Below are 24162 nucleotides of genomic sequence, written 5' to 3'. Positions count from 1 at the left end.
AGAGAAAACTACACACAAGTGTATTTTTATTAAAAACGCGTCATTACCGACCAAAGAGGGGCAAAAAACACGACAAAAACCGCTCAGTAGCGGCTCAGCTGCGTTTTTCGCGCACGTAGAGCACCAGCGAGTGGTCCACAATTTCGAACCCGTGCTCGGCGGCGATTTCCATCTGACGGCGCTCAATCACCGGGTCGTTGAACTCGATGACGCTGCCCGTGGTCATGCACACCATGTGGTCATGGTGTTCACCCGTGTCCAGTTCGAATACCGAGTGGCCGGTTTCGAAGTTGTGGCGATTGACGAGCCCGGCGGTCTCGAACTGGGTCAGCACGCGGTACACCGTGGCCAGACCTACATCCTCGCCGGCATCGCGCAGCTTCTGGTAGACATCTTCCGCGCTCAGGTGCTCGCTGGTCTCGCTGGTGGCCTCCAGAATCTGCAGAATCTTGACGCGCGGCAGCGTGACCTTGAGACCGGCATTGCGCAATTCCTGATTGTCGGTCGGCATGGCTTCGGGGGTTCTCTGTACAGGTCTGGACGGGTATGATGCCACCCCATCATGACAAGTGGAAGTTAAAGCCCATGCGCAGCCTTTTCCTGGCACTGGCACTGGCCTCGCTCACGGCCTGCGGCAATTTCGGGTTCCCCGGGGTGTACCGTATTGACATCGAGCAGGGCAACATCGTCACCCAGGACATGATCGACCAACTGCAGCCGGGCATGAGCCAACGTCAAGTGCGTTTCATCCTCGGTACGCCGCTGGTGGAAGACAGTTTCAACGCCGACCGCTGGGACTACCCGTACCTGTTGCGCAATGGCAACGATGTGATTCGGGAAGCCACGGTCAGCATCCACTTCGAGGGCGACAGTCTGGCAACCGTCACTGGCGACTACCTGCCGCAATGGGCGGCGGCCACGTCGACTGATGCCGCCGCCAGCGAAGCAAGCGAATAGCGACTCAGCCCGCGTCTTCCTGACGCCGTTCCTTGACCCGCGCTGCGCGCGCCTTGCGCACCTCCTTGGGGTCGGCCTTCAGCGGCCGATAGATCTCCACCCTGTCGCCCGCGCGCAGCACCTGGTCAGCGGCCACCAATTTCCCGAATATGCCCAGACGGGCGTCGTCCAGATCGAGCCCCTCAAAACGCTCGGCCACTCCCGAACGCCGTGCAGCCTCCAGCGCCGTGGTACCCTCGGCGACCGTCAATGGAATGATGGCCTGCCTCTCGGGCAGCGCATAGGCGACTTCAACCTGGATCATTGCTGTCTCGCTCATCCTGCTCTAACCGTATAGTTGCCGCGCGCGGCGCCCAATCGCATCCACCAGGCTGTTGGTGACGCTGTCAAACAGACGGCTCACTGCCGCACCCACCAGCAGGCTGCTGGTGCTGAACTCCAGGTCCAGCGTCACCTTGCAGGCGCTATTGCCCAGACCTCGAAACTCCCAGTTACCCTGGAAATAATCAAAGGGGCCATCGAGCAGCTCCAGCGTGATGTACTGCGGCGCCTGCAGGCGGTTGCGGGTACTGAAGCTTTGCGTGATGCCGCCGCGCGCGAGATCGAGACGCGCTTCCACTACATCCGCCTCGCGCCGCAGCACGCGGGAACCCACACAGCCTTCCATGAATTCGGGGTAAGCCTCGATATCATTCACCAGCTCAAACAGCTGCCGGTCTGCATAGGGCAACAAGGCATGGCGGTAGATTCGGGTCATCGCGATCTCTTTCAGAGGTGGCGGCCTGGCACCGCCCCGGGTTTACTCGGTCAACAGGGCAGTTGCCATGACCAGCAGGATGCCCAGCGGCGCAATATACCGCAACAGGAAGTACCAGAGCGAAAAAAACTGCGGGCTTTCGCGGTACAGCTGGGCCCGCAGCAGCGGCCTGCCCAGTCGCCACCCCACCAGCAACGCGGTGCCCAGCGCCGCCAGCGGCAACAGCACCCCGCCCGCCAGCTGGTCCATGTGGCGAAACAGGTCCGGCGCCGTGCCGCGGCTGCTCGGCGCCAGCGTCGCCGCCGCAGCGTAGGCCAGCAGCCACACCACAGCGCCCACAATAACCGCCGAGGTGACCCGACGCAGCCCGAAACGCTGCTTGATGGCACCGGTCACCGGCTCCAGGATGGCGATGGCAGAACCCAGCGCCACCAGTACCACCAGCGCGAAGAACAACGCCCCGAACACCTCACCATTGAGCATGTTGCCAAAAGCGTACGGCAGGCTGATGAACATGAGGCCGGGGCCCATGGAAGGCAGTAGATGGCTGGCGAATACCAGCGGAAATATCGCCAGGCCCATGGCAATGGCGACCAGCGTGTCGAACAGCGCCACGGCCAGCACCGAGCGTCCGATCGGTGCACGCACGGGGGCATAACTGCCGTAGCTGATACCCGTGCCTACGCCAACCCCGAGGGTGAAGAAGGCCTGGCCCAGCGCCATCAGTACTGCCTCGGAGTTGAAGTCCAGCCACTGCACGGAAAACAGGAACTTGCCCGCCGCCGATGCATTGCCATTCGCCAGGCTGTACTGCACCAGCAACACCAGGCCCGCGAGCAGGGTTGGCACCAGGAGCCAGGCGAGAAAACCAATGCCGCGACGCACTCCCGCCCCCACAACAGCCACCGCGCAGGCGAGAAACACCGTCTGCCCCAGCAACATGCGATCGCCGTCTTCCACCAGCGCCTGGAAATACTGGCCGGCGTTGAACATGCTCGCGGCATTGAAGCTGCCCGCATACATGGCCACCGCGTACACCAGAGCCCAGCCGGCAACCACCACATACAACGCCAGCAACAGCACCCCTGTGGCGCAGATGAACCACGGCAACACACGCCACACAGGGCGCAGACGCGAGCGTTCCACGGCTCGGTTGATCGACTCCACCACGCTGCCCATGCCCTGCCGTCCAAGCACCAGCTCGGCGATCAGCAGAGGCACACCCAGCAGCAGCAGAAATACGACATAGGCGACCACAAAGGGGCCGCCTCCGTACTCGCCACTCAGGTAGGAGAAACGCCATAAGCTCCCCATGCCCACCGTGGCGCAGGCCAGCGACAGCACAAACGTCATCCGTGAGCGCCATTCCCCCAGCGGATTCCCCACACCCGAACTCACCGGGAAAACTTCCTTCTAATCATGGGCTTGGAGTGTACCAGAGGGCGGGCGATGAAAAGAGCCAAATTCACGTTCCAGTGCGCGGGCTTGTCCGTATAATGCGCGGCATGAGCAAGAAGAAGCCAGCAAAAAACGACAATGTGATCGCACGTAACAAGCGCGCGACCTTCGACTACCACCTGCTCGACAGTTATGAAGCCGGCGTGGCGCTGGAGGGCTGGGAGGTCAAGAGCCTGCGGATGGGCAAATGCCAGCTCACGGATTCCTACGTATTAATGAAGGACGGTGAGGCCTGGCTGCTGGGTACGCAGATCACGCCACTGGACACGGTATCCACGCACTTCGTGAGCGACCCCACCCGCACCCGCAGGTTGCTCCTGCACCGCAAGGAACTGGCCAAGATTCTGGCAGCAACCAGCCAGAAAGGCCTGACCTGTGTGTGCACCCAGCTGTACTGGAAGGGCCATCTGGTCAAGGCGCGCATCGCACTGGCGGAAGGCAAGAAAGGCCACGACAAACGCGACACGGAAAAAGAGCGGGACTGGGACCGGCAGAAGCAGCGCATCATTCGCGACAACGTCAAGCAGTAACCCCCCAGGGCTGTCAGGGGCCATTGTCGGACCTCGCCAACGCTGGCAACATAAGGCTGCCCCTAACGAACTCAGGTCGCCCCGCATGTCGAAAGCACGTATCAACGAACTGCGCTCGCGCATGCAACAATCCATTGTCGGCCAGGAGGCCGTCATCGAGCGGTTGTTGATAGGACTGCTGGCGAATGGCAACCTGCTGGTGGAGGGGCTGCCGGGCCTGGCCAAGACCCGTGCCATCAAGGCTCTCGCCGAACACCTGGAAGCCGACTTCAGCCGCATCCAGTTCACGCCCGACCTGCTTCCTTCCGATGTCACCGGCACTGAGGTCTATTACCAGGACGGCAACCGTGGGGACTTCCGCTTCGAACCTGGCCCCATCTTCGCCAACATTGTGCTCGGCGACGAAATCAACCGCGCGCCGGCCAAAGTGCAGGCGGCCATGCTTGAAGCCATGGAAGAGCGCCAGGTCACGGTGGCCGGCAAGACGCACAGTATGCCACCGCTGTTCATGGTGATGGCGACACAGAACCCGGTGGAACAGGAAGGCACTTACCCGCTGCCCGAAGCGCAAATGGACCGCTTCCTGATGCACGTGAATATCGTCTACCCGCCTGTGGAAGACGAAATGCGCATCGTCGACCTGGTGCGTTCCGAAGAGCAGCGGGCTCAGGTGGCCAGCGACCAGGGCAGCGCCGCCGAAAAGCCCGCGCGCATTCCGCAACAGGCCGTATTCGACGCGCGACGGGAGATTGCCGAGGTTCATGTGTCGGAGCCAATGAAGCGCTATATGGCCGATCTCGTTTACGCCACCCGTACGCCCGAGAAGTACTCCGCCGACGTGGCGCGCTGGATCGAGGTGGGGGCCAGCCCGCGGGCCTCCATTGCACTGGACAAGTGCGGCCGCACTCACGCCTGGCTGCACGGGCGCGACTACCTCGACCCCGAAGACGTCCGCGCCATCGTCCACGACTGTCTGCGGCACCGACTGATGCTCTCCTACGAAGCACACGGTGAAGGCATGAACGCCGACAAGGTCATCGACACGCTGTTGGCCGAGGTGGCGCTGCCCTAGCGGCGCCTGATCATGCGCGACGACCCCCGCATCCACGTGTCTCTTGAGCACTTGCGTAACCTGCAGGGCGCCGCGGAACAACTCAGTTTCCTGCCGCGCCAGCCCGCGCGCAGCGTACTCAACGGCCAGCATGCCTCGCGGCTGCGCGGTCGCGGGCTCAACTTTGAGGAAATGCGCGACTACCTGCCCGGCGACGACGTGCGTTCCATCGACTGGAAGGCCACCGCGCGCACGGGCTCGCCGCATGTGCGGGTGTACACCGAGGAACGCGACCGCCCGGCGCTGCTGGTGGTTGACCAGCGCATGTCCATGTTTTTCGGCTCGACCCTCAACATGAAGTCGGTCACTGCGGTGGAGGCGGCGGCCATTGCCGCCTTCGGCGTGCTGGGCGCCGGGGATCGCGTCGGCGGTATCGTGTTCGATGACAGCACGCAGGCGGAGTTTGCGCCGCGTCGCAGCCGGCGCACGGTGTTTGCCCTGCTCCAGGCAATGACCCGCTTTAACGGGGCACTGCACGCGGCAAAGCGCGTGGACGAAAGCGCCGACCGCCTGAACGATGTGCTGCGGCCGGTGGCGCGGTTGGCCCGCCACGACCACCTCGTCGTTATCTTGAGCGACTTTGCCGGCGCCAATGAAACCACGCGCAAGCGGCTTGCCACCATAGCCGCGCACAACGATGTGTTGCTGATGCTGGTGCACGATCCGCTGGCCGAGCAGGGCCTGACCCAAGGCGAACCGATCGTGCTTGGCGACGGCCAGTTGCAGGCGGAAATCGACCTCGGCCACAGCGCCACGCTGGAAGCCGTGGGCGGTTTTACCCGCCAGCGGCTGCAGACCATCAGGAACTGGCAGCGCGAAATCAACCTGTCGGTTCTGCCCTTGAATGCCGCACACAGCACACTGCCCCAGATCCGCCAGCTGCTGGATCAGCGGCGCCCCGCCCGGAGCCGCGCATGAGCCGGTACGACGGTCTGTCGCTGTCGCAACTCATCGACCTGATGCACGACATCGTGCCACCGGAGCCGGTGTCCCTGCTGCCCACCACCGTCGGCTGGTGGCTACTGACAGGCTGGCTGCTGGCACTGGGGCTGATTGCGTTGGGTCACCGGGTGGCCACGTACCGGGCCAACCGTTACCGGCGCGAGGCACTGCGCGCGCTGGATGCGCTGGCGCGGCAAGAGGCCGGCGCCAGCCAGGCCGTCGCCGTGCTACTGAAACGCACCGCACTGGGAGCCTATCCGCGCCATGAAGTCGCCGCGCTGCAGGGCGCCGCGTGGGCGGAGTTCCTGTGCTACAGCAGCGACAACGATCCCGAGGTACGGGCCGCCGCAAGCGCGCTGGCGCAGGCCGCCTACAGGCCACCCGTCAGTGACCCCCGGCTGATGGCCGCCGCACGCCGCTGGATCGAGGTGCACCGTGCTTGAGCTGGCCTTCGCCTGGGGGGCACTGGCCCTGCCCCTGCCCCTGCTGCTCTGGTGGGGCCTGCCGCCACACCGGGAGCGCGCGAACGCGCTACGGGTCCCCTTTTTTACCGATATCGTTGCCGCCTCGGGAGTGGAACCCGGCACAGGTGCAGTTGTGCGCCGCCGCAGGCGCCTGCAGGCCGTTATTCTCTGGCTGACCTGGTTGCTGCTCGTGCTGGCGCTGATGCGCCCCACCTGGGTCGGCGAACCCATTGTGCGCACCGAGGTTGCCCGCGACATCATGCTGGCAATCGACCTTTCCGGCTCCATGGACTACCGGGACTTCCCCGGCCTGGACGGCGAACCGATCTCCCGCCACCAGGCCGTGCAGCAGGTGGTGACCGACTTCATTGCCGCCCGCCAGGCAGACCGTGTAGGGCTGATTGTTTTCGGCGACAAGGCCTACATCCAGCTCCCCTTCACTCGCGATCTCGCCACGGCGAGCCAACTGGTAGACCTGATGGCCGTTGCCATGGCCGGGCCGCAGACGGCGCTGGGCGATGCCATAGGCCTCGCTATCCACGCCTTCGAGTCGAGCACACTTGAGGAGCGCATTCTCATCCTGCTCACGGATGGCAATGACACCGCCAGCCGCATGACGCCCATCAACGCCGCCGCCATCGCCGCGCGCAACGAACTGGAGATTTACACCATCGGCATCGGCGACCCCCAGGCCACGGGGGAAGACCGGGTCGACTTCGGCCTGCTGGCGGAGATTGCCGAGCGCACGGGTGGTGAATTCTTCAACGCCGAAGACGAATCCGCGCTGGCAGCGGTCTACCAGCGCATTGATGAAGCCACTGCCGCGGAGGTAAAAACCGAATCCTGGCGGCCGCGCTACTCACTGGTGGCCTGGCCTGCGGGTGCCGCTCTGCTGCTCGGCGTCATGGCACTGACGTTTCTGCTATTCAACCGGCAGAGGCACAGCGCATGATTGAGCAACTGCATTTCCTGCGCCCCCTGTGGCTGTTTGCAGTGCCCGCCATAGCCGGCGTCTGGTGGCTCCTGCGCAGCCGCCAAAACCCCGAGCAACCCTTCGGCAATCTGGTCGCGCCACATCTGCGCAGCGCCCTCACCATCCAACACAACACCCGCACACGTGTCAGCGCCCTGGACAGCTTCGCCCTGGCCCTGCTGCTACTGGCCCTGGCCGCCGCAGGCCCCGCCTGGCGCCAGCAAGTGGCGCCCTGGTTCGAGGAAACAGCGCCGCTGGTTATCGCCATGGAGGTCACCGACTCCATGCGCAGCAACGACCTGACGCCCTCCCGCCTGGAGCGCGCCCGCTTCAAGGCGCTGGACTTGGTCGCCGCACGCACCGGAGCGCGCACAGCGCTGATTGCGTATGCCGGTTCCGCGCACATCGTGGTGCCGCCCACCACCGACGGCGCGATCCTGGCAGGCTTCCTTGAAAGCCTGGACCCGGCCATCATGCCCCGCGACGGCACCAACAGTGCTGCAGCACTCCCCCTGGCCCTGGGCCTGCTCGGCGAGAACGCCCAAATCGGCACGCTGCTGTTCATTGGCGATGGCTTTGACAGCGCAGACATTCCCGCGCTGGCGAGTTTTACCGCCGACCCGGCGGCGCCGGCGGTAGCTGCACTGATAATGGGTACCGATGCTGGCGGCGTGGCGCTGCTCCCGGATGGCAAGCCCGTGCTGGGGCCCGGTGGCGGCGCCCTGCAAACCGCCATCGACGGCGACCTGCTGGCCCGTGTAAGCCGCGAAACCGGCCTGACCGTGGTGCGCAGCGAGCCCGGTGATGGCGATATACGGCGCTTGCTGCGTCTGGTCGAATCCAACCTGCTACAGGCAGATGACCCGGACGCCGAATGGCACGACGAAGGCTGGCTGCTGTTGTGGCCCGCCCTGCTGCTGGTGCTGTACGGCTTCCGCCGCGGCTGGGTGTTGCGATGAGCCGCACCCGGCACAGCCCATGGTGGCAGCGCGCGCCCCAGCAGCTGGGGCTGGTGACGCTGCTCGCCCTGCTGGCGCTGGCCTGGCTGGCCAGCCGTGAAGCCACTTTTGCCGACCTGTGGCTAACCCGCGACCAGCAGGGCCAATTGGCCATGAACCAGCGCGACTGGCCGGGCGCCCTCGAACATTTCGAAGATCCGGCCCGGAAAGCCACTGCGGCCTATAACGCCGGGCAGTACGAGCAAGCCGCAGAGCTCTTCGCGCGCATTCCCGACGCCACCGGCTTCTATAACCGTGGCAACGCCCTGATAAAGGCACGTGACTACCGCAACGCGATCCGCGCCTTTGAACTGGCAGTCGCCGCGGCGCCCGGGTGGCAGGAAGCCGCCGACAACCTCGCCCTGGCGCAGTACATCTCCCACTACATCGAGCAATTACGGGAAGACAGCGACACCGAGGACGAATCCGAGCTCGGCGCAGACGACTATGTGTTCGATAACGAAGATGAACGCGGACGCGAAATGGAAATCACCCGGGAAAGCACCATCGGGCTGGAATCCGCTGAGAAATGGATGCGCTCGGTGAACACCGACACCGCCGACTTCCTGCGCACCCGCTTCGCGCTGGAACAGAGCCGGAGGGAAGCACCATGACACGTCTGCTGGCCGCCTGCTGGCTCGTCCTGCTGAGCGTCACCGCCTTTGCCCAGGTGGAGCCCGTGGTGGAGGTGACCGTCAAGCCGGAAACAGTGCGGGTGGGGGAGGCACTGGAACTGCAGGTGACCGTGCTGGTGCCCACCTGGTTTGCGCAGCCGCCGGAGTATCCGGATTTCGAACTGGCCAACACCGTCACCCAGCGCCCCCCGGACAGTTCCTACCCCACCAGCCGCACCATCAACGGCGAGAACTGGTCGGGCATTGTGCGCAGCTTCCGTATTTACCCGCTGCAAGCCGCCGACTACCGCATTGACGGTGCCGAGCTGGGTGTGAGCTATGCCAACCCGGGCGCCGCGCCCACCCGCACGACCGTACCGCTGCCCGCCGTGCGCTTCAGCGCCGTGGTGCCCGCGGGGGCCGAGTCACTTTCACCGTATCTGGCGGGGTCGGCACTGCGGCTCAGTGTAAGCATCAGTGGTGACACCGGCACCCTGGCCAGTGGCGATGCCGTCACCCTGGAATACCGCGCCGAACTGGACGGCCTGCCCGCCATCTTCCTGCCACCACTGGCGCCAGCGCTGCGCTTTCAAGGTGCCGCCGTCTACGCGGACCGCCCGCAAACGACCGATGGCCCACTGGCCACACGCCGCGAGAAACTCACGCTGGTATTCGAAGCCGGGGGAGAATTCGAGGTCCCGCCGGTCACCCTGAGCTATTGGAATACCGAGCGTGGCACCGTGGAACAGGTGACAACCGAGGGCGCGACATTCCACGTAAACGGGCCCGCCCCCGCGGACAGCACTGCAGTAGACAGCAGTGGCAACGTGCTGAACTGGCGGTCATTCATCGCCGCAGCCCTTGCCGGCCTGCTGGTTGGCGCGCTCTGGCAAGTGTGGCGACGGCTTCTGCAACCCGCCTGGAAAACCTGGCACAAGCGCCGGTTAGCGAGCGAAGCCCATGCCTTCAAGGTGCTGCAGCGCGCCTTGCGGGCCAACGACAACGTCGCAGCCTACCGCGCGTTGATGGCCTGGAGCGAGCACTTACAACCACCCATGCACAGCCGGGAGTTCGCGCTGCGATACGGGAATGCTGAGCTCGCCAGCGCCCTCGACGACCTGGGCACTGCGCTGTTCGGCCAGGGGAAGGCGGCACCCGCCGGCAGTGCACTAGCGAGGAAGCTGCAGAGCGCGCGGCAGCGTTATCACAAGGCCAGGCGCGGGCGCACGGCGCCGGCGCTGCCTCCGCTGAACCCCTGACGGCGCTCCCAGGAAAAAGCACATTTTCGAACAACCCCTCCTGTTCCAGGCTGCGAGCTACACGCTGACTGATCAGCTGAGCCAACTCATCGTTATAACGAATATTCACTTGCTGTCAGCCTCCGGTGCCGAGATTTATCAAAAAAATCACTGCAGAACTCGAAACTGGTAAACTGGGGCTTATCGATATGACGCTATGCAAAGGCGGATTCCCCACTTAAGCATAAGTAGAGGTGCCACCATGTGGGATGAGCGATACAACAGCAAAGACTACATTTACGGCGAAGAACCCAACACCTTTCTGGCGGAAAATTTTCAGCGTATCCCCAAGGGAAAAGTGTTGTGCCTCGGTGAGGGTGAAGGCCGGAATGCGGTATTCCTCGCCCGGCAGGGCTACGACGTCACCGCTGTGGACCTGTCCAATGTCGGCCTTGAAAAGGCCAAAAAACTGGCGACTAAACACGGCGTAAGTATTCACTGTATACACGCCGACCTGGAACATTTTGACCTCGGCACCAATCAATGGGATGGAATAATTTCTATTTTTTGCCATGTACCACCACAGCTTCGCAAACGCCTGCATGATAACCTGACTCTGGCCTTGAAACGCGGCGGCGTTTTTCTACTTGAGGCCTACACCCCAACGCAACTGGACTACGACACCGGTGGTCCGCCCGTCGCGGAACAGATGATGAGCAAGGCCGCCCTGGAACAGGAACTAACCGGGCTGCAAATTGATTATCTTGAAGAACTTGAACGCGACGTTATCGAAGGTAGCCACCACACGGGACGCGGCGCAGTGGTTCAGGCAATCGCAGTAAACCCCCTCCGGCGGTACCAGGTATCAAGCAACCGCAGCTCGCCCACTCACAAACTACGTTATGTGGAATCGGGTGGCGGAGAAAGCAGCACCAGTTGCACACTCTGCAAACCCACGATCGCCCCACGAGAAGATTAGCGCGCAAATTATGGATGCCCATCCCCCGTGTATGGGCTCGTTCTCGTTTACAAGGGGTTTGATCTCAGGCAATAGCTTCCACAGCCCGGTCCGCGTCGTATTCGCGATCATGATGGCGTAGTGCCCCGGCCAAGCGCGGGCACGCAGCGCCAGCGACGCCTCCGCTGAACCCCTGAGGCCAGGTCAGCCCAGCGGCACGGGCTGGGTGACCTCCAACTGCCGCGCTAGTGGTGCCAGATCCTCCATGATGCTCGGATACAGCGCCACGCCGCCAGCCAGCTGCTCGGTGCGTCGCTGCCAGGCTCGCTGCCCCGGGAAGCGCACCGGCGGCGCGCCCTCTGGCACCTCGCTGGCCGTCACCAGGTATTGCAGCGCATGCAGTTGCTCCTTGAACGTGGCCAGGGATCCGAACGCTGCGGGGTCGATAATTTGCAGGTACACCGAATTGGCTTCACCATCACCCGCGGCCTCCGCATCCGCGCGCCCGTAGCCGCCCAGCGCCATACTCAGCACTTCCGTGGCAGCGGAAAGCGCTGCGCCCTTGTAGCCATGCTGGGCACCGCCAATGGGCATGATGCTGCCGCGCGGCGGGCCCTCCAGCGCGGCCGGATCGTCGGTCACCCGGCCATCGGCATCCTTCAGACACGGCTCGGGCAGACGTTCGCCCTCGCGAGCTGCGCGCGCCACGTAGCCACCGGCAGTCACCGACATGCTGATATCAAACAACAGCGGGTATTCCTGCCCGGGCGCCCCCATGGCCAGCGGGTTGGCGGAGAATACCGGGGTCAGGCCGCCAAAAGGGCTCACGGTGTGCTCAGAGGGCGTGGAACACGTGAGCATGCCCAGGTAACCCGCCTTGATCACACGCGGCAGGTACGCCGCAAGGCAGGCGATGTGTTGGCTGCGGCGCAGCGTTGCCGTTACCACACCGTGTTCCGGTACCCGCGCCAGCGCCGTGTCCACCGCCTGACTCACCACCCATGGGCCCGGCAGGAAAGCGGCGTCCCAGTTGAACAGAGCACCCTTGTCGACCAGCACCGTGGGCTCACCGCTGCAGCGGCTTGCACCTTCCATCAACCAGCGCACGTTGTGCGCCACCCGCTGCATGCCGTGGGTGGTAAAGCCCATGAGATCGGCCTCCAGCAGGATTTCCGCCATCACTGCCGCACGCTCAGCGGGCAGGCCTGCGGCCTCAAACAGGCGCTGGCTGAAGGAATGAAGATCGGCGTGAGCGTAACGCACTGACATGTCAGGCTCCTTTTTCAGGGGAGTGAATAGCCCACTCACCTGGAAACGGATGAGTAGGCCCACGGGAACTTTTGCACAATTCACAGTCTAACATTGTGCAATTGAGGTACAATTGCGAGTCACACTGGGGGCGATACGGATTCGACGACGGTAACGAACCCTGAGGTGCATGCCGTGATGGTAGCCAATCACGTTAATCCAAAGCTGCAAACTATTAGTTGCCAACGACGACAACTACGGTGCCCAACTGGCTGCGTAAGCAGCCCGTGAAAGCACCAACTAGTGGCTTCGGCCCTAGCGGTCTTTAGTAAGGTGCCAGTACCGCACTACTGACTGTCATATAGAACTGGATCGCTGTGAAGCCTGCCTGAGGTGGAACTGCTAAAACTTATTCAGGCTCGCCAATTACGTCCTGCCCGTTGGGCTGTATGAGGCTAAATTAATTAACGGAAACTAAGCATGTAGAGCCGAAGGCAGAGTACTGGCGGACGCGGGTTCAACTCCCGCCGCCTCCACCAAACACCCATCCAAGCAAGTCCAAAGAAGTCCTTAAAGCCCTGATATTCAGGGCTTTTTTGTTTATACTGCGTCCTATACCGTCCACATGATCCAACCAGATCCCGTCACCTTTGACGGTACAGGTGGCGGTATATTCGGTACCGTCAAAACGTGTACCGTCAAAACCAGGAGAGGACTGCAGATATGGGCAAGCTGACGGCAACCCAAGTAAAACACGCAAAGCCAACTGACAAGCAGTACAAGCTCAGCGATGGTGACGGGCTATACCTGCTAGTCCACCCCAACGGCAGCAAGTATTGGCGCTTCGACTTCCGGTTTGCCGGGAAGCGGAAAACACTCGCACTGGGCGTATATCCCGATGTCTCCCTGCTGGAGGCCCGCGAGGCGCACCAGGATGCCAGGACTAACCTCAGGAAAGGCATTAACCCCGCAGCAACCAGGAAGGTGGCAAAACAGACACAACACCTGACGGACCAGAACACCTTTGAAGCAATCGCCAGGGAGTGGTTCAGCACGAAAATGTGTGATCGCTCCAAGAGTCATCAGGACAGGACGCTCCGGGCACTGGAGAAGGACCTGTTTCCCTACCTGGGTGACCGCCCCATCACAGGTATCACAGCATCAGACCTTCTCAACACGCTCCGGCGGATCGAGTCCAGAGGCGCTGTCGAGACCGCACACCGCGCCAAACAAACCGCCGGCCAGGTATTTCGATATGCAGTCGTCACTGACAGGGCAGAACGAGATCCTTCAGCGGATCTCAAGGGCGCCCTGAAGAACCCCAAGAAGAAACACCTGGCAGCGATCACAGATCCGGTCGAGGTAGGCAAGCTGATGGTCGCCATTGATGGTTTTCGTGGCACTGCTGTTGTACGGGCAGCCCTTAGGCTATCTCCCCTTATCTTCCAACGCCCCGGAGAACTTCGGGCCATGGAATGGTCTGAGTTGAACTGGACGGAAAAGCGCTGGGAGATACCAGCTGAAAAAATGAAGATGGGGCACGCCCACATTGTACCGCTCAGCGAGCAAGCGCTATCTATCCTCCAGGAAATCCAACTACTGACAGGACGCGGCAAGTTCGTCTTCCCGAGTGCCCGCGGCGGCAGCCGGTGCCTTTCTGAGAATGGAGTACGAACAGCACTAAGGACCCTGGGCTACGACAACGACACCATGACCCCCCACGGTTTCCGGGCCATGGCCAGGACGCTGCTTGATGAGGTTCTGGGCTTCCGTCCCGACTGGATCGAACATCAGCTGGCGCATGCAGTGAAAGACCCCAATGGGCGGGCCTACAACCGCACGTCTCACTTGGATGGCAGGAAGGAGATGATGCAGGGGTGGGCGGACTACCTGGACGACCTCAAGGAGAAAGCCGCTCGCGCCGCCGTGGCCAATGCTGCCTAGCCGCAACTCCTAATTGCTGTAGGTCCTCTCCCACGCACTGCCACTTCGATCATTCATCGCTAGGGCTTAAGCAATAACTTTCCGCCTGCTTTTCCGCCGCGAGATCCTTGGTCGCTTCTTTCCGAGTTAGTTACGAGACCCGAGCTGCCCTACGGCATCTGGGAAGCTATCCGTGTGCTTGCCGTAGCGTCGACGTACGTCGAGGAAAAATCACAACTGGAGAAATTTTTCTTCAGTATCGATGTGTAATATTTCCTGCCTATCCCCCGCAAATTCTTCAGAAAACGATTTTCCAAACAGCAAAACTATGCCCAGTCCAGCGAGAACGCTGCGACCTTTTCAGTCACCTGCGATAAGGATCTCCCTATGCAGACACTACTAGCAGACCAACTCGTCCTGGATGAGGACGGTTACTACACCGACTACCGGCTCATCCGTATCCGTGAGGTTATGAGGCTTTGCGGCCTTAGCAAGAGCCACATTTATGCCCTCGCCGCAGAGGGGCGTTTCCCAAAAAGCGTGCCACTCGTGCCGGGCGGAAGCTCTCGCGCATGGATCGAGGCAGAAGTTCGTGCCTGGATTCAGCAGAGGATTACCCAGCGCGATCAGGAGGTTGCCAGCAATGCATAGTTTTGGGAAACCCGGTGTGAAATCGTCGCGGGCCATTCTCAAGCCAACTTCGATAAAGAGCGCCCCACAGCCATGGATGATTCGCCCCGTGGATGAACAGGGCAACGTGACAGTGTCACTGTCGAGCAAAACGACTTCGATTACTTTGCCTCAAGACCCAGGGCGGGCGCTAGGGCATTTCCTGACCAACGGCAGGAAGTGGATAAGCTGGTCCGAGCTCCGAGACGCTGGGGTCAGTGATCCCGAGGCGGCGGTCAGAGAATTGGAGGCCCTGGGGGCATCATTCCAGAGAAAGACCAAGGATATGGTGACCTCGACGTGGGAGATCCACGAGGACGCGCCCTACTACAAACTCCTTGGGCTACACATCAACACGACGGTACTTGGCTTTAACACCATCACGAAGGAACCCACTCATGACCATGTTGCTACAACAAAGTTCGCTAATGACTCCTGCAACGGAGGTGCCCAATAATGCGTAAGCAGAAAGTATTCGTAGGTTTCCCCAACACAAAGCTCGGTGTGTTTGTTTCGCCTGCTCAGGCATCGGTACTCATATTTCTTATCAAGGCAGGGACACAAGGCGCCACGTGGAGAGATATCGAGCAAGCGTGTGGTGTCGGTGCCGCCAGTGCGGTCTCTAGGTTGCGAGCATGTGGGGCCTGGATCGACACATATCCCGCCAGGCAAACCGTACGCCATGGCGCCCGTCATGTCGGCTTTGCGAGGTACGTGTTTCGAGGTTGGGATTCGCTCGCTCCCGCTAACTATGCCGAAGGCTTGTCGAAGCAGGAGGGGTCATGCAGAGTCTAAATGCCGAAGGTCCTAGTCTCCGCGTGATGGCGGAGAAAGAGGATGAAGCCCTGGTCGCTGGCCGGCAATCCCAGAGCCTCTCCTTATTCCAGCAACGCAACAGTAACACATCTGTGGTCTCGATGCAGTCCTGGTCCGCGCATAGCGCGGGCCTCGACCAAGCCCGGTTGAGGGATCCAGATCTGTGTGTGGCAGAGCTCAACAAGCGGTATGCGGTGGTCAACTGCGGTAATCAGGTCATGATTGCCGATGACTTCAACGCGACCCATCCGTTTCTTACTGAGAAAGCGTTCCATGGATTGTACGCCAATGCCATGGTGACGGTGGGAGGACGGGAACAATCTGTAAGTCGATTGTGGTTCTCGCACCCGGACCGCCGACAATACACGGAGGGTACGGTATTCGACCCTGGGGGATCTTCGCCAGCAGAGTACTACAATCTTTGGAAGGGCTTCGCAGTGAAGGCTGACCCCCGAGGGTCCTGCCAGTTGTTCCTGGATCACGTTAGGGATGTCATCTGCAATGGTGACGCAGACTGTCATGAGTACGTCCTCAGCTGGTTGGCGCTGATGATCCAGCGCCCTGAGAGACTACCCGGCGTCGCACTCTGCCTGCTCTCTGGACAAGGTACGGGCAAAGGTGAGTTCGTCAAATACTTGGGCAAGATCATCGGCAGGTACCTCAAGCACTTGACGAATCGAGGCCAGATATTTGGGCAGTTCACTGAACACCTAGATGATGCTCTCCTCGTCTTTGCTGACGAAATGCACTGGGGTGGCAGCAAAGATGAAACCGGACTGCTCAAAGGGTTGATCACCGAGGAATCCAGGTCATCTGAGCGAAAGTATGGAGCAGTGATGGCTGTAAGCAACTGCATACACCTCATTATTGCCTCCAACGAGGAATGGGCGATTCCCGCAGAAATCGATGACCGCCGGTTCTTTGTCCTCGAAGTGTCCGACCACCGCGTCGGGGACTTCGCCTACTTTGAGCGGCTCGCTGCAGAGAGGGACAATGGTGGCCCTGAAGCGTTGCTGGCATATCTCCAAACCAGGGATATCAATGCCTTTAATACTCGGGATTTTCCGCGTACCCGTGCCCGGCTGTTGCAGCAGCTTGAGTCTCTGAAACCCATTGATCGTTGGGTGTTTGAGCTTGCCAGTTCAGCACAATTTCCGCTGAGTGTTGTGGGGGATGGTGACCCTTGGCCGCTCAAAGTCCCCAAGGAGGAGCTCTACCAAGCCTACATGGCTTGTCGGAACGAAACCAGGGCGAAGGGTTCGGTGGAAAGTAAAAGGGCGCTAACACAGGCTCTGGCACGCTTCGGCTTCGCAGCAACTAAAGGGCAGCATCCTGCAGGTGGGAGGCGTGTTCAAGCCTACGAGGTCCCTTCAATTGAAGGTCTGCGCTCGAACATCGACCGCTTGCTCGGTTATCCGACCGACTGGGAGCCGCTGTAGCGTTTATGGAGGGAGTCCTGGGCGGCAGCTGTCTAGGATTCTCAACCCTCACCCCTCAATCTCGGACGCCCACAAGCCGCGCGGTTGCTGGGTTTGTCCGAGATGTCCGGCTTGTCCGGGCACTCTTCCAAAACCTCTCTCCTGGCCCTACTACTTATCTATATTTATTTTTTCATTTAGCTTGGGCAAGTTGGACAACCCGGCCATGCCTAACATTCATACGGCTCTCAGCTGTCCGGGTTGCTTGCGAGAAGTTGGACACATCGGGCAGAGAGACACTTCTCTTGGCCACGTTCGCATTCCGCGCAGCCCCGCAAGGTAGCGCGCAGCGCTCGCCGCTGCGAGGGCGGAGGCGGGATGAGGACGTGGGCACAATGCACCTGTCGTCTATACCGAGGTGTTGACGATAAGTCTTCAGCCAAGGCCCTAGTGCTCTTCACTATGAAACCAGAACTGATCAAATAACATCCAACTCTCTGGATCGGTTTCATCCCTCCGAAAGAAGTTCTCCAGACTTCTCCACCGAAGTTCTCCCGATGTACTAACGCCCCGGTATCAACCACTGCTGACTATGTACAGCCGAGGTACTAATTCCACCAAACCAAAACCATAAGGAAAATTTGCTCACCTGCCTACGACCCCAGTACTCGGTGCCTCGCTGTCGCATTGGCAAATACCCCCCCCGGGGTAAGCCAGCGACAGTGGGGAGGAGCACCGCCCCCCCCCAGTACGTTCCCATAGGCATCGTCTTCGCTACTGATGCTGGCACCGCTGCGCGGTCGGTGTGGCGAACGCCACCCCATAATGACTACGGAGCTACCCTCATGTTCACAGCTATCGGCAACTTCTTCACCGCAATCGCTACCCTCTTCACCGCCATGAACCGTGGTGCATCTGCCCTCGACCATTGCGCCAAGTGGGCAGAGCACGAAGCCGCAGACTTCGAGAACCGCACTCAACTGGAGCGCAGTGCTCGGCTTGAGCAGCTACAGATCGAACTTAAGACATTGCCTCGCTTGACCTGATCAACAACTACCTGCCTTCGGGCAGGTGTTTTTTACACATCCACACAACCAGATAGCCTCTACTCCCCCCTTTTAGCCTCTTGGTTTCATTGGTTACGTCCTCGCCCATCCCTGGCGCTGCGCGCTAGGACTGGGAGGCACAGGCACGTTCCTGACTTTCCCTTGACCCTTGCCGCCATCAACCTTGAAAGGTCTCGGCTGCGCTCACACACACTTTCGAACGCCAGGAGCTAAACCATGAACACTCACCAAACCAAGGAAATCACTTCTCCGCTCACCTACGCCATGTGCTTTGAAGAGAAAGAGCAGGCCACCATCCAAGAGGCCCTGATGATTCTCGAATCTCGAATCCGAGACTCTGATGTGTATAGCAATCCTTCCAACGTGAAGGCCTTCTGCCGTCTGCAGATCGCACATGAGTTGGATGAATACTTTGCCTGCATGTTCCTCGACAACCAGCACCGCCTCATTGCCTTCGAACGTATGTTCCGGGGCACGGTAGATGGTGCTGCTGTCTACCCCAGGGTCGTCCTACGACGTGCCCTGGAGCACAACGCAGCGGCTGTCATCTTCACCCACAACCACCCATCAGGCATTGCCGAGCCCAGCGATGCCGACATGAGAATCACTACCCGCCTGAAGGACGTGCTAACGCATGTTGATGTCCGAGTACTGGACCACATCATCGTCGGTACTGAGGGCGTCTACTCCATGGCAGAACGCGGTCGTCTCTAAACCCTATCATCAAGAAGGAACTACTCAATGAGCAAGCAAGACAAAGTCGCGTTTCTGGTTAGCAGCATCCTGGTCATGCTGGGGCTGTTCATTACAGCAGAGGAAGGGCCTGCAGGGCTTATTCTCTGTGCCCCTGTCGTTCTGTACTGGCTCTACAGGTACTTCAGTGGCGACATCAGCTTCATTAGCCGGGACTCAGATCAAGGCAAGCGATAGCTACCAAAACCCATCCACGAACAGGGCTGCATCGGCGACGGTGCGGTCCTCTTTTTTTTCTTGGCTTGGAAGCCAGGTTAAGAAGATACAAGGCAACAGCAATGATGTCGCAGAATGACCATAAGACGGGATTATGCGCAGTCCCGCTGGGAACTGTCCGCTCTCGCCGCATAATCAGTCCTATGGATAAATCTGCTTGGCTGCTTATGGCGGCGCCACTGCCTCCGCGCTCCCGGCGCGTCGCTCGGTCTCGTCACTCAGGCTCACCACCGACCTGCACCTTGCTACGGCCAGGGCCGTAGCCGCGCGGTGCAGGATCGGCGTCTCGCCTTCCCTCCTCTACCGATCTAGCTTGGGCCACGGATGCTGTAGCGCCACCAGAGTTGGGGGTGATTCTCGCCCCCTCCTGCCTGAAAACGGTACTTGTCTATCCATACAGCGCTGCGCCACCGTTCCGAGTGCCGTAGATTGGAGATAAGACTGGGGACGAGGCTACCGATCCACTGGGTTTGCTGGCTCCGTCACACTGCGCACGTTGTGCTTTTCCACGGCGGCGGATGATGGGTATAGTCCTACACATCCCACGGGCACCAGCCAGGGTAGCGGGTCATGTCCGGCAAACCAAGAAGAACAGCACCCACGAGGGACCGATGAGCAATACCGAACAGCAATTCCTGAAGGAACTCGACGACAAGCTCTGGAAGGCAGCCTGTAAGCTGCAATCTAGCCTGGATGCTGCGAACTACAAGCACATCGTTCTGGGTCTGATTTTCCTGAAGTATGTGTCCGATGCCTTCGAGGAACGGCAGGAGGCTTTGCTGGAGCTGTTCAAGGCGGACAGTGACGACAATATCTACTACCTGCCCCGGGACGACTACGACCGCGACGAAGCCTATCAGCAGGCCCTGCAGGATGAGCTGGAAGTGCGGGACTACTACCGCGAAGCCAATGTGTTCTGGGTGCCCAAGGCTGCTCGCTGGAACACTCTGAAGGAAAAGGCCGCGCTGCCGGCTGGTACCGTGCTATGGCAGGACGACGCTGGTAGCGACGTGAAGCTGCGCTCCGTCTCCTGGCTTGTCGATAACGCCCTTGAGGAGATCGAAAAGAACAACGCCAAGCTCAGAGGTATTCTCAACCGCATCAGCCAGTACCAACTAGATAACGACAAGCTGATTGGCCTGATCAACACTTTCTCTGACACCAGCTTTACCAAGCCGGTATTCGCTGGTGAGAAACTGAGCCTGCACAGCAAGGATGTCCTCGGCCACGTGTACGAGTACTTCCTCGGCCAGTTTGCCCTGGCCGAGGGCAAGCAGGGTGGCCAGTACTACACCCCCAAGAGCATCGTCACCCTGATAGTGGAAATGCTGGAGCCCTACTCTGGCCGCGTCTACGATCCCGCCATGGGCTCCGGGGGCTTCTTTGTATCCTCGGACAAGTTCATCGAGGAGCACGCCAAGGAGCAGCACTACGACCCCGCCGAGCAGAAAAAGCACATCTCCGTCTACGGCCAGGAATCCAACCCCACCACCTGGAAGCTGGCGGCGATGAACATGGCCATCCGCGGTGTTGACTTCAACTTCGGCAAGAAGAACGCCGACACCTTCCTAGACGACCAGCACCCGGACCTGCGTGCGGACTTCGTGATGGCCAACCCGCCCTTCAACATGAAGGACTGGTGGAGCGAATCCCTGGCCGAGGATGTCCGCTGGCAGCACGGCACGCCGCCCAACGGCAATGCCAACTTCGCCTGGCTGCAGCACATGCTGTACCACCTGGCACCTACCGGCAGCATGGCCCTGCTGCTGGCCAACGGCTCCATGAGCTCCAATACCAACAACGAGGGGGAGATCCGCCGGCGCCTGGTGGAGGAAGACCTGGTGGAGTGCATGGTGGCCTTGCCGGGGCAGCTGTTTACCAACACCCAGATTCCGGCCTGCATCTGGTTTCTGACCCGCGACAAGGCCAACGGTGTGGTACGCCAGGAGAAGAAGCGCGACCGCCGGCGGCAGTTCCTGTTCATCGATGCCCGCAACCTGGGCTATATGAGAGACCGGGTGCTGAGGGATTTCACCGCCGAAGACATAGCCAGGATTGCCGACACCTTCCACGCTTGGCAGCGACCAAATGACCAAGAGAAGATCGTACAAAAATTCGAAAGTGAATCCGGCGTCAAGTTGAGCAAAAGCGGACAAGATGCATTAGGTGCGCTCGATAACATTTTTGGGGTAAGCCTGTACGAGGATGTCCCAGGCTTCTGCAAATCAGTCAGCCTGGCGGAGATCGAAAAGCATGACTTTGTACTCACGCCGGGGCGCTATGTGGGCGCTGTCGAGCAGGAGGATGATGGTGAGCCATTCGCCGAGAAGATGGCGCGGTTGACCGGGCAGCTGTGGGAGCAGTTTGCGGAGAGTGAGCGGTTGGAAGCTGAGATCAGGCGCAATCTTGGGGGGATGGGATATGATGTCTGAATGGACAACTATCCCGCTAGGTAAGGTGTTGACGCTGCAGCGGGGCCATGATTTGCCAGCCCAAGACAGGCTTTCTGGAGATGTGCCCATATTGGGGTCATCGGGTATTACCGGATATCACAATAAGGCCAAAGCACCTGGTCCTGGTGTCACTGTTGGGCGTAGTGGCAACTCTATGGGAGAGGTAAGTTATTCTGATAAAGATTTTTGGCCGTTGAATACTGCTTTGTATATCACCGATTTCAAAGGCAATGACCCCAAGTTTCTTTATTACTTGTTAAAAACCATAAATTTTGATCAGTTCAATTCCGGTAGCGCTCAGAAGTCATTGAACCGAAACGCTGTTTATCCCTTTGAGGTAAAGGTTCCTAGCAGCCTTAGTGAGCAGCGACGAATTAGTTCAGTACTGTCTTCTCTAGAAGACAAAATTGAGATCAATCACCAAATCAACCAAACCCTCGAACAAATAGCCCAAGCAATATTCAGAAGCTGGTTCGTAGACTTCGAGCCCGTCAAAGCCAAGATCGCCGCCAGGCAGCGCTGGCATGCGCTACAGCCTGTCGCCGAGCCCGCCTCCCCGGTCTGTTACGCTGACGACGAGGTGTCGTTGCCCGACCTGGAAACCTACATGAACCTGGCCGCCATGCGGGCCATTTCCGGCAAGGATGAAGCGCAGCTGACGCAGATGCAGGCAGAACAACCGGAGGAGTATGCCGAGCTGTTGGCGACAGCCGAACTGTTTCCGTCGGCCATGCAGGATAGTGAGTTGGGGGAGATTCCGGAGGGTTGGGAAGTCAAAATGATTGGTGATGCAGTTACAGTAGTTGGCGGCGGTACTCCATCCACCAAAGAACCTTTATTCTGGGACGGAGGGAAAATACATTGGACCTCTCCCAAGGACCTATCGAACCTTACCGACAAGGTGCTCATCGATACAGAGCGGAGAGTCACCCAGGCGGGTCTATCCAAGATCAGTTCAGGTTTACTTCCAGTAGGCACAGTGTTGATGTCGTCACGAGCTCCTGTGGGTTATTTGGCTTTGGCCAAAATCCCCGTAGCAGTGAACCAAGGTTATATAGCGATTAAATGTGAGACGGTAGTGACGCCTGAGTGGGTACTTCAATGGTGCTCTTCCAACATGGATGAAATTAAAAGTAGAGCCGGCGGCACAACTTTCGCCGAAATCAGTAAAAAAAGCTTCAAGATTATTCCGGCGGTGATTCCCTCAAAGGAGCTGGTTTCAGCATCCACAAAACTGCTGAGTGGAATCTATATGAGTGTTGAGAATAACGTCCGAGAATCAACAACCCTCAGTCTGATCCGCGATACATTGCTACCCAAGCTCCTATCCGGAGAAGTCTCCGTCACTGGTCCAGCGGCTCAGATAGCTGAGGCTGAAGAGGCTGCTGATGTTTAAGATTGACAAAACCGCCAATCGCATCAACCCCTTGGAAGCCAAACGCTTCACTGAGCTCGGCTTCACCGAACGCAAGCACCTGCAAGAGTGGCTGGAGAACTACCCACAAGCGCTGGCCCAGGCTGACGGTGAGGAGCTACTCATCATCCAGAAGGAGTTCGACGGTTTCGATGATACCCGCGAGCGCTTGGACCTCCTGGCCATCGACAAGGAAGGCAGCCTGGTTATCATTGAGAACAAACTCGATGATACCGGGCGCGATGTGGTCTGGCAGGCGCTGAAGTACGCGGGATATTGCGCCAATCTGAGCAAGTCGCAGGTGGTCGATATTTACCAGCGCTACCTGAACCAGAAAGCGCAGGAGACCGGCAAGCCTGCCGTCAGTGCTGAGGATAACCTGGTCGAGTTTCTGGAGGTGGATGGGCTGGAAGCGGCACAGATCAACCGGATCATGACCCAGCGCCTTATTCTGGTTGCCGCCCGCTACCGCAAGGAAGTGACCAACACGGCGCTCTGGCTCAGTCAGTTCGGTATCGCCTGCAAATGTTTCAAGGTCACACCCTATCAGTCTGGCGAAGAGCTGTTCCTGAATGTGGAGCAGATTATCCCTACGCCTGAGTCCACCGAATTCATGATCGGAATGGTGGCCAAGGAGGCTGAGGAGAAAAGTGCCGAAACTGAGCAGAAGCATCGCCACACTTTGCGCCTGGCGTTCTGGGAGCAGGCTCTGGAGGCTTTCAGTCAGAGCAGCTGCACCCTGTACAACAATATCAGTCCAAACAAGGACCATTGGCTCAGTGCCGGTTCGGGCATCAGCAGCATGCCCTATCAGCTTATTTTCGGTAAACAGGAGGTTCGCGTAGGCTTGAGCCTCCAGAATAGCCAGGCGGAAGCCAACACCTTTGTTTTTGACCAGCTGCACGCGCGCAAGTCTGAGATAGAGGCTTGCCTTGGCCATAAGCTGGACTGGTTGCCATTGCCGAACAAAAAGGCCTGCCGTATTCAGTATGCCAAGGCGGTGGATGGCTATGACAAGGCCAATTGGCCTGAGATGGTCCATTGGATGATCGACCACATGACGAAACTGGAAGGTGCTCTGAGCAATCACCTGAAGACCATCAATCAGCAGCTCAAACAGAGCTCTTTCGATGCAGTCGAGATTTCAAGTGACTGAGTTTCAGGTACAGATGTTTGACACCACAC

General features: G+C 59.7%; 24 protein-coding genes and 1 other RNA gene. 20 read left to right on the top strand and 5 right to left on the bottom strand.

The annotated features are described in order from the left end of the window. Positions 1-94: 94 nt before the first annotated feature. On the bottom strand, positions 95-511 hold the full coding sequence (gene fur, locus G533_RS0108535; RefSeq protein ID WP_027949596.1) for a ferric iron uptake transcriptional regulator: 417 nt from the start codon (positions 509-511) through the stop codon (positions 95-97). Between the two features lie 74 nt (positions 512-585). Between fur and G533_RS21205 the strand changes: the two genes are divergently transcribed. After that, entirely contained in the window at positions 586-957 is a 372-nt protein-coding gene (locus G533_RS21205) for an outer membrane protein assembly factor BamE (protein ID WP_035527241.1), read from the top strand. A gap of 4 nt (positions 958-961) precedes the next feature. Here G533_RS21205 and G533_RS0108525 read toward each other — a convergent pair whose 3' ends face one another. Genes G533_RS0108525 through G533_RS0108515 form a run of 3 tightly spaced genes read right to left on the bottom strand, consistent with a single transcriptional unit; the run spans position 962 to position 3112 of the window. After that, a complete protein-coding gene (locus tag G533_RS0108525; RefSeq protein WP_027949595.1) occupies positions 962-1276 on the bottom strand; it encodes an RnfH family protein in 315 nt (104 codons plus the stop codon). Between the two features lie 6 nt (positions 1277-1282). Then, positions 1283-1714 carry a type II toxin-antitoxin system RatA family toxin gene (locus G533_RS0108520; RefSeq protein ID WP_027949594.1) on the bottom strand — a complete coding sequence of 144 codons (432 nt, stop codon included), beginning with the start codon at positions 1712-1714 and terminating at the stop codon, positions 1283-1285. Positions 1715-1756: 42 nt separating this feature from the next. Then, positions 1757-3112, bottom strand: a complete 1356-nt coding sequence (locus tag G533_RS0108515) for a sodium-dependent transporter (RefSeq protein ID WP_027949593.1) — start codon at positions 3110-3112, stop codon at positions 1757-1759. A gap of 107 nt (positions 3113-3219) precedes the next feature. On the opposite strand from G533_RS0108515, the gene smpB reads away from it, so the two are divergent. The 9 genes from smpB (at position 3220) to G533_RS21185 (ending at position 11021) form a co-directional block, all read left to right on the top strand. Next, complete coding sequence (gene smpB / locus G533_RS0108510) at positions 3220-3702, top strand: SsrA-binding protein SmpB (protein ID WP_027949592.1); 483 nt, start codon at positions 3220-3222, stop codon at positions 3700-3702. An 85-nt stretch (positions 3703-3787) separates the two neighbouring features. Next, positions 3788-4774 (top strand): AAA family ATPase, encoded by a 987-nt coding sequence (locus tag G533_RS24505; RefSeq protein ID WP_027949591.1) that lies wholly within the window; start codon positions 3788-3790, stop codon positions 4772-4774. Positions 4775-4786: 12 nt separating this feature from the next. Then, complete coding sequence (locus G533_RS24500) at positions 4787-5731, top strand: DUF58 domain-containing protein (protein WP_027949590.1); 945 nt, start codon at positions 4787-4789, stop codon at positions 5729-5731. Beyond that, on the top strand, positions 5728-6198 hold the full coding sequence (locus G533_RS21200) for a DUF4381 domain-containing protein (RefSeq protein WP_051230126.1): 471 nt from the start codon (positions 5728-5730) through the stop codon (positions 6196-6198). The genes G533_RS24500 and G533_RS21200 overlap by 4 nt, the downstream gene beginning before the upstream one ends. After that, positions 6191-7171 (top strand): VWA domain-containing protein, encoded by a 981-nt coding sequence (locus G533_RS0108490; RefSeq protein ID WP_027949589.1) that lies wholly within the window; start codon positions 6191-6193, stop codon positions 7169-7171. Before G533_RS21200 ends, G533_RS0108490 begins: the two co-directional genes overlap by 8 nt. Beyond that, positions 7168-8151, top strand: coding sequence for a VWA domain-containing protein (locus G533_RS21195; protein ID WP_035527236.1), 984 nt, complete (start codon positions 7168-7170; stop codon positions 8149-8151). The genes G533_RS0108490 and G533_RS21195 overlap by 4 nt, the downstream gene beginning before the upstream one ends. After that, positions 8148-8804: a tetratricopeptide repeat protein gene (locus G533_RS21190; protein WP_035527233.1), complete on the top strand. Its 657-nt coding sequence runs from the start codon at positions 8148-8150 to the stop codon at positions 8802-8804. The genes G533_RS21195 and G533_RS21190 overlap by 4 nt, the downstream gene beginning before the upstream one ends. Continuing rightward, the gene (locus tag G533_RS0108480) at positions 8801-10063 is read left to right on the top strand and encodes a BatD family protein (RefSeq protein WP_027949588.1); all 1263 of its coding nucleotides are present in this window, start codon (positions 8801-8803) and stop codon (positions 10061-10063) included. The genes G533_RS21190 and G533_RS0108480 overlap by 4 nt, the downstream gene beginning before the upstream one ends. A gap of 241 nt (positions 10064-10304) precedes the next feature. After that, a complete protein-coding gene (locus tag G533_RS21185) occupies positions 10305-11021 on the top strand; it encodes a class I SAM-dependent methyltransferase (RefSeq protein WP_084638893.1) in 717 nt (238 codons plus the stop codon). A gap of 183 nt (positions 11022-11204) precedes the next feature. On the opposite strand, the gene G533_RS0108470 is transcribed toward G533_RS21185, so the two are convergent. Next, positions 11205-12269, bottom strand: coding sequence for an Ldh family oxidoreductase (locus G533_RS0108470; RefSeq protein WP_027949587.1), 1065 nt, complete (start codon positions 12267-12269; stop codon positions 11205-11207). 126 nt (positions 12270-12395) lie between these two features. On the opposite strand from G533_RS0108470, the gene ssrA reads away from it, so the two are divergent. The 10 genes from ssrA to G533_RS0108420 all read left to right on the top strand — a co-directional run bounded on the left by ssrA (position 12396) and on the right by G533_RS0108420 (position 24133). After that, positions 12396-12787, top strand: a transfer-messenger RNA (tmRNA) gene (gene ssrA, locus G533_RS23940). Between the two features lie 184 nt (positions 12788-12971). Then, entirely contained in the window at positions 12972-14192 is a 1221-nt protein-coding gene (locus G533_RS0108465; protein ID WP_027949586.1) for a tyrosine-type recombinase/integrase, read from the top strand. Between the two features lie 366 nt (positions 14193-14558). Continuing rightward, positions 14559-14822, top strand: a complete 264-nt coding sequence (locus G533_RS21180; RefSeq protein ID WP_051230125.1) for a helix-turn-helix transcriptional regulator — start codon at positions 14559-14561, stop codon at positions 14820-14822. A gap of 800 nt (positions 14823-15622) precedes the next feature. Then, positions 15623-17095, top strand: a complete 1473-nt coding sequence (locus G533_RS23450; protein ID WP_051230124.1) for a DUF5906 domain-containing protein — start codon at positions 15623-15625, stop codon at positions 17093-17095. An 824-nt stretch (positions 17096-17919) separates the two neighbouring features. Beyond that, on the top strand, positions 17920-18120 hold the full coding sequence (locus G533_RS0108445) for a hypothetical protein (RefSeq protein WP_027949583.1): 201 nt from the start codon (positions 17920-17922) through the stop codon (positions 18118-18120). Between the two features lie 237 nt (positions 18121-18357). Beyond that, complete coding sequence (radC, locus tag G533_RS0108440; RefSeq protein WP_205622587.1) at positions 18358-18855, top strand: RadC family protein; 498 nt, start codon at positions 18358-18360, stop codon at positions 18853-18855. Positions 18856-18882: 27 nt separating this feature from the next. Beyond that, a complete protein-coding gene (locus G533_RS0108435; protein WP_027949581.1) occupies positions 18883-19071 on the top strand; it encodes a hypothetical protein in 189 nt (62 codons plus the stop codon). A 650-nt stretch (positions 19072-19721) separates the two neighbouring features. After that, on the top strand, positions 19722-21542 hold the full coding sequence (locus G533_RS0108430) for a class I SAM-dependent DNA methyltransferase (protein ID WP_027949580.1): 1821 nt from the start codon (positions 19722-19724) through the stop codon (positions 21540-21542). Then, a complete protein-coding gene (locus G533_RS21170) occupies positions 21532-22959 on the top strand; it encodes a restriction endonuclease subunit S (RefSeq protein WP_084638892.1) in 1428 nt (475 codons plus the stop codon). The genes G533_RS0108430 and G533_RS21170 overlap by 11 nt, the downstream gene beginning before the upstream one ends. Then, a complete protein-coding gene (locus tag G533_RS0108420; protein WP_027949579.1) occupies positions 22952-24133 on the top strand; it encodes a DUF4268 domain-containing protein in 1182 nt (393 codons plus the stop codon). Before G533_RS21170 ends, G533_RS0108420 begins: the two co-directional genes overlap by 8 nt. Positions 24134-24162: the final 29 nt, after the last annotated feature.

The organism is Haliea salexigens DSM 19537, assembly GCF_000423125.1.
In the GTDB taxonomy this organism is placed as follows: domain Bacteria; phylum Pseudomonadota; class Gammaproteobacteria; order Pseudomonadales; family Halieaceae; genus Haliea; species Haliea salexigens.
The sequence above is the reverse complement of the archived record's forward strand: the minus strand, read 5'-3'. Positions and strand labels throughout refer to the sequence as shown.

Coding starts and splice junctions, on each gene's coding strand:
- fur (WP_027949596.1), bottom strand. CDS start 511: ATGCCGACCGACAATCAGGAATTGCGCAATGCCGGTCTCAAGGTCACG.
- G533_RS21205 (WP_035527241.1), top strand. CDS start 586: ATGCGCAGCCTTTTCCTGGCACTGGCACTGGCCTCGCTCACGGCCTGC.
- G533_RS0108525 (WP_027949595.1), bottom strand. CDS start 1,276: ATGAGCGAGACAGCAATGATCCAGGTTGAAGTCGCCTATGCGCTGCCC.
- G533_RS0108520 (WP_027949594.1), bottom strand. CDS start 1,714: ATGACCCGAATCTACCGCCATGCCTTGTTGCCCTATGCAGACCGGCAG.
- smpB (WP_027949592.1), top strand. CDS start 3,220: ATGAGCAAGAAGAAGCCAGCAAAAAACGACAATGTGATCGCACGTAAC.
- G533_RS24505 (WP_027949591.1), top strand. CDS start 3,788: ATGTCGAAAGCACGTATCAACGAACTGCGCTCGCGCATGCAACAATCC.
- G533_RS24500 (WP_027949590.1), top strand. CDS start 4,787: ATGCGCGACGACCCCCGCATCCACGTGTCTCTTGAGCACTTGCGTAAC.
- G533_RS21200 (WP_051230126.1), top strand. CDS start 5,728: ATGAGCCGGTACGACGGTCTGTCGCTGTCGCAACTCATCGACCTGATG.
- G533_RS21195 (WP_035527236.1), top strand. CDS start 7,168: ATGATTGAGCAACTGCATTTCCTGCGCCCCCTGTGGCTGTTTGCAGTG.
- G533_RS21190 (WP_035527233.1), top strand. CDS start 8,148: ATGAGCCGCACCCGGCACAGCCCATGGTGGCAGCGCGCGCCCCAGCAG.
- G533_RS0108480 (WP_027949588.1), top strand. CDS start 8,801: ATGACACGTCTGCTGGCCGCCTGCTGGCTCGTCCTGCTGAGCGTCACC.
- G533_RS21185 (WP_084638893.1), top strand. CDS start 10,305: ATGTGGGATGAGCGATACAACAGCAAAGACTACATTTACGGCGAAGAA.
- G533_RS0108470 (WP_027949587.1), bottom strand. CDS start 12,269: ATGTCAGTGCGTTACGCTCACGCCGATCTTCATTCCTTCAGCCAGCGC.
- G533_RS0108465 (WP_027949586.1), top strand. CDS start 12,972: ATGGGCAAGCTGACGGCAACCCAAGTAAAACACGCAAAGCCAACTGAC.
- G533_RS21180 (WP_051230125.1), top strand. CDS start 14,559: ATGCAGACACTACTAGCAGACCAACTCGTCCTGGATGAGGACGGTTAC.
- G533_RS23450 (WP_051230124.1), top strand. CDS start 15,623: ATGCAGAGTCTAAATGCCGAAGGTCCTAGTCTCCGCGTGATGGCGGAG.
- G533_RS0108445 (WP_027949583.1), top strand. CDS start 17,920: ATGTTCACAGCTATCGGCAACTTCTTCACCGCAATCGCTACCCTCTTC.
- radC (WP_205622587.1), top strand. CDS start 18,358: ATGAACACTCACCAAACCAAGGAAATCACTTCTCCGCTCACCTACGCC.
- G533_RS0108435 (WP_027949581.1), top strand. CDS start 18,883: ATGAGCAAGCAAGACAAAGTCGCGTTTCTGGTTAGCAGCATCCTGGTC.
- G533_RS0108430 (WP_027949580.1), top strand. CDS start 19,722: ATGAGCAATACCGAACAGCAATTCCTGAAGGAACTCGACGACAAGCTC.
- G533_RS21170 (WP_084638892.1), top strand. CDS start 21,532: ATGATGTCTGAATGGACAACTATCCCGCTAGGTAAGGTGTTGACGCTG.
- G533_RS0108420 (WP_027949579.1), top strand. CDS start 22,952: ATGTTTAAGATTGACAAAACCGCCAATCGCATCAACCCCTTGGAAGCC.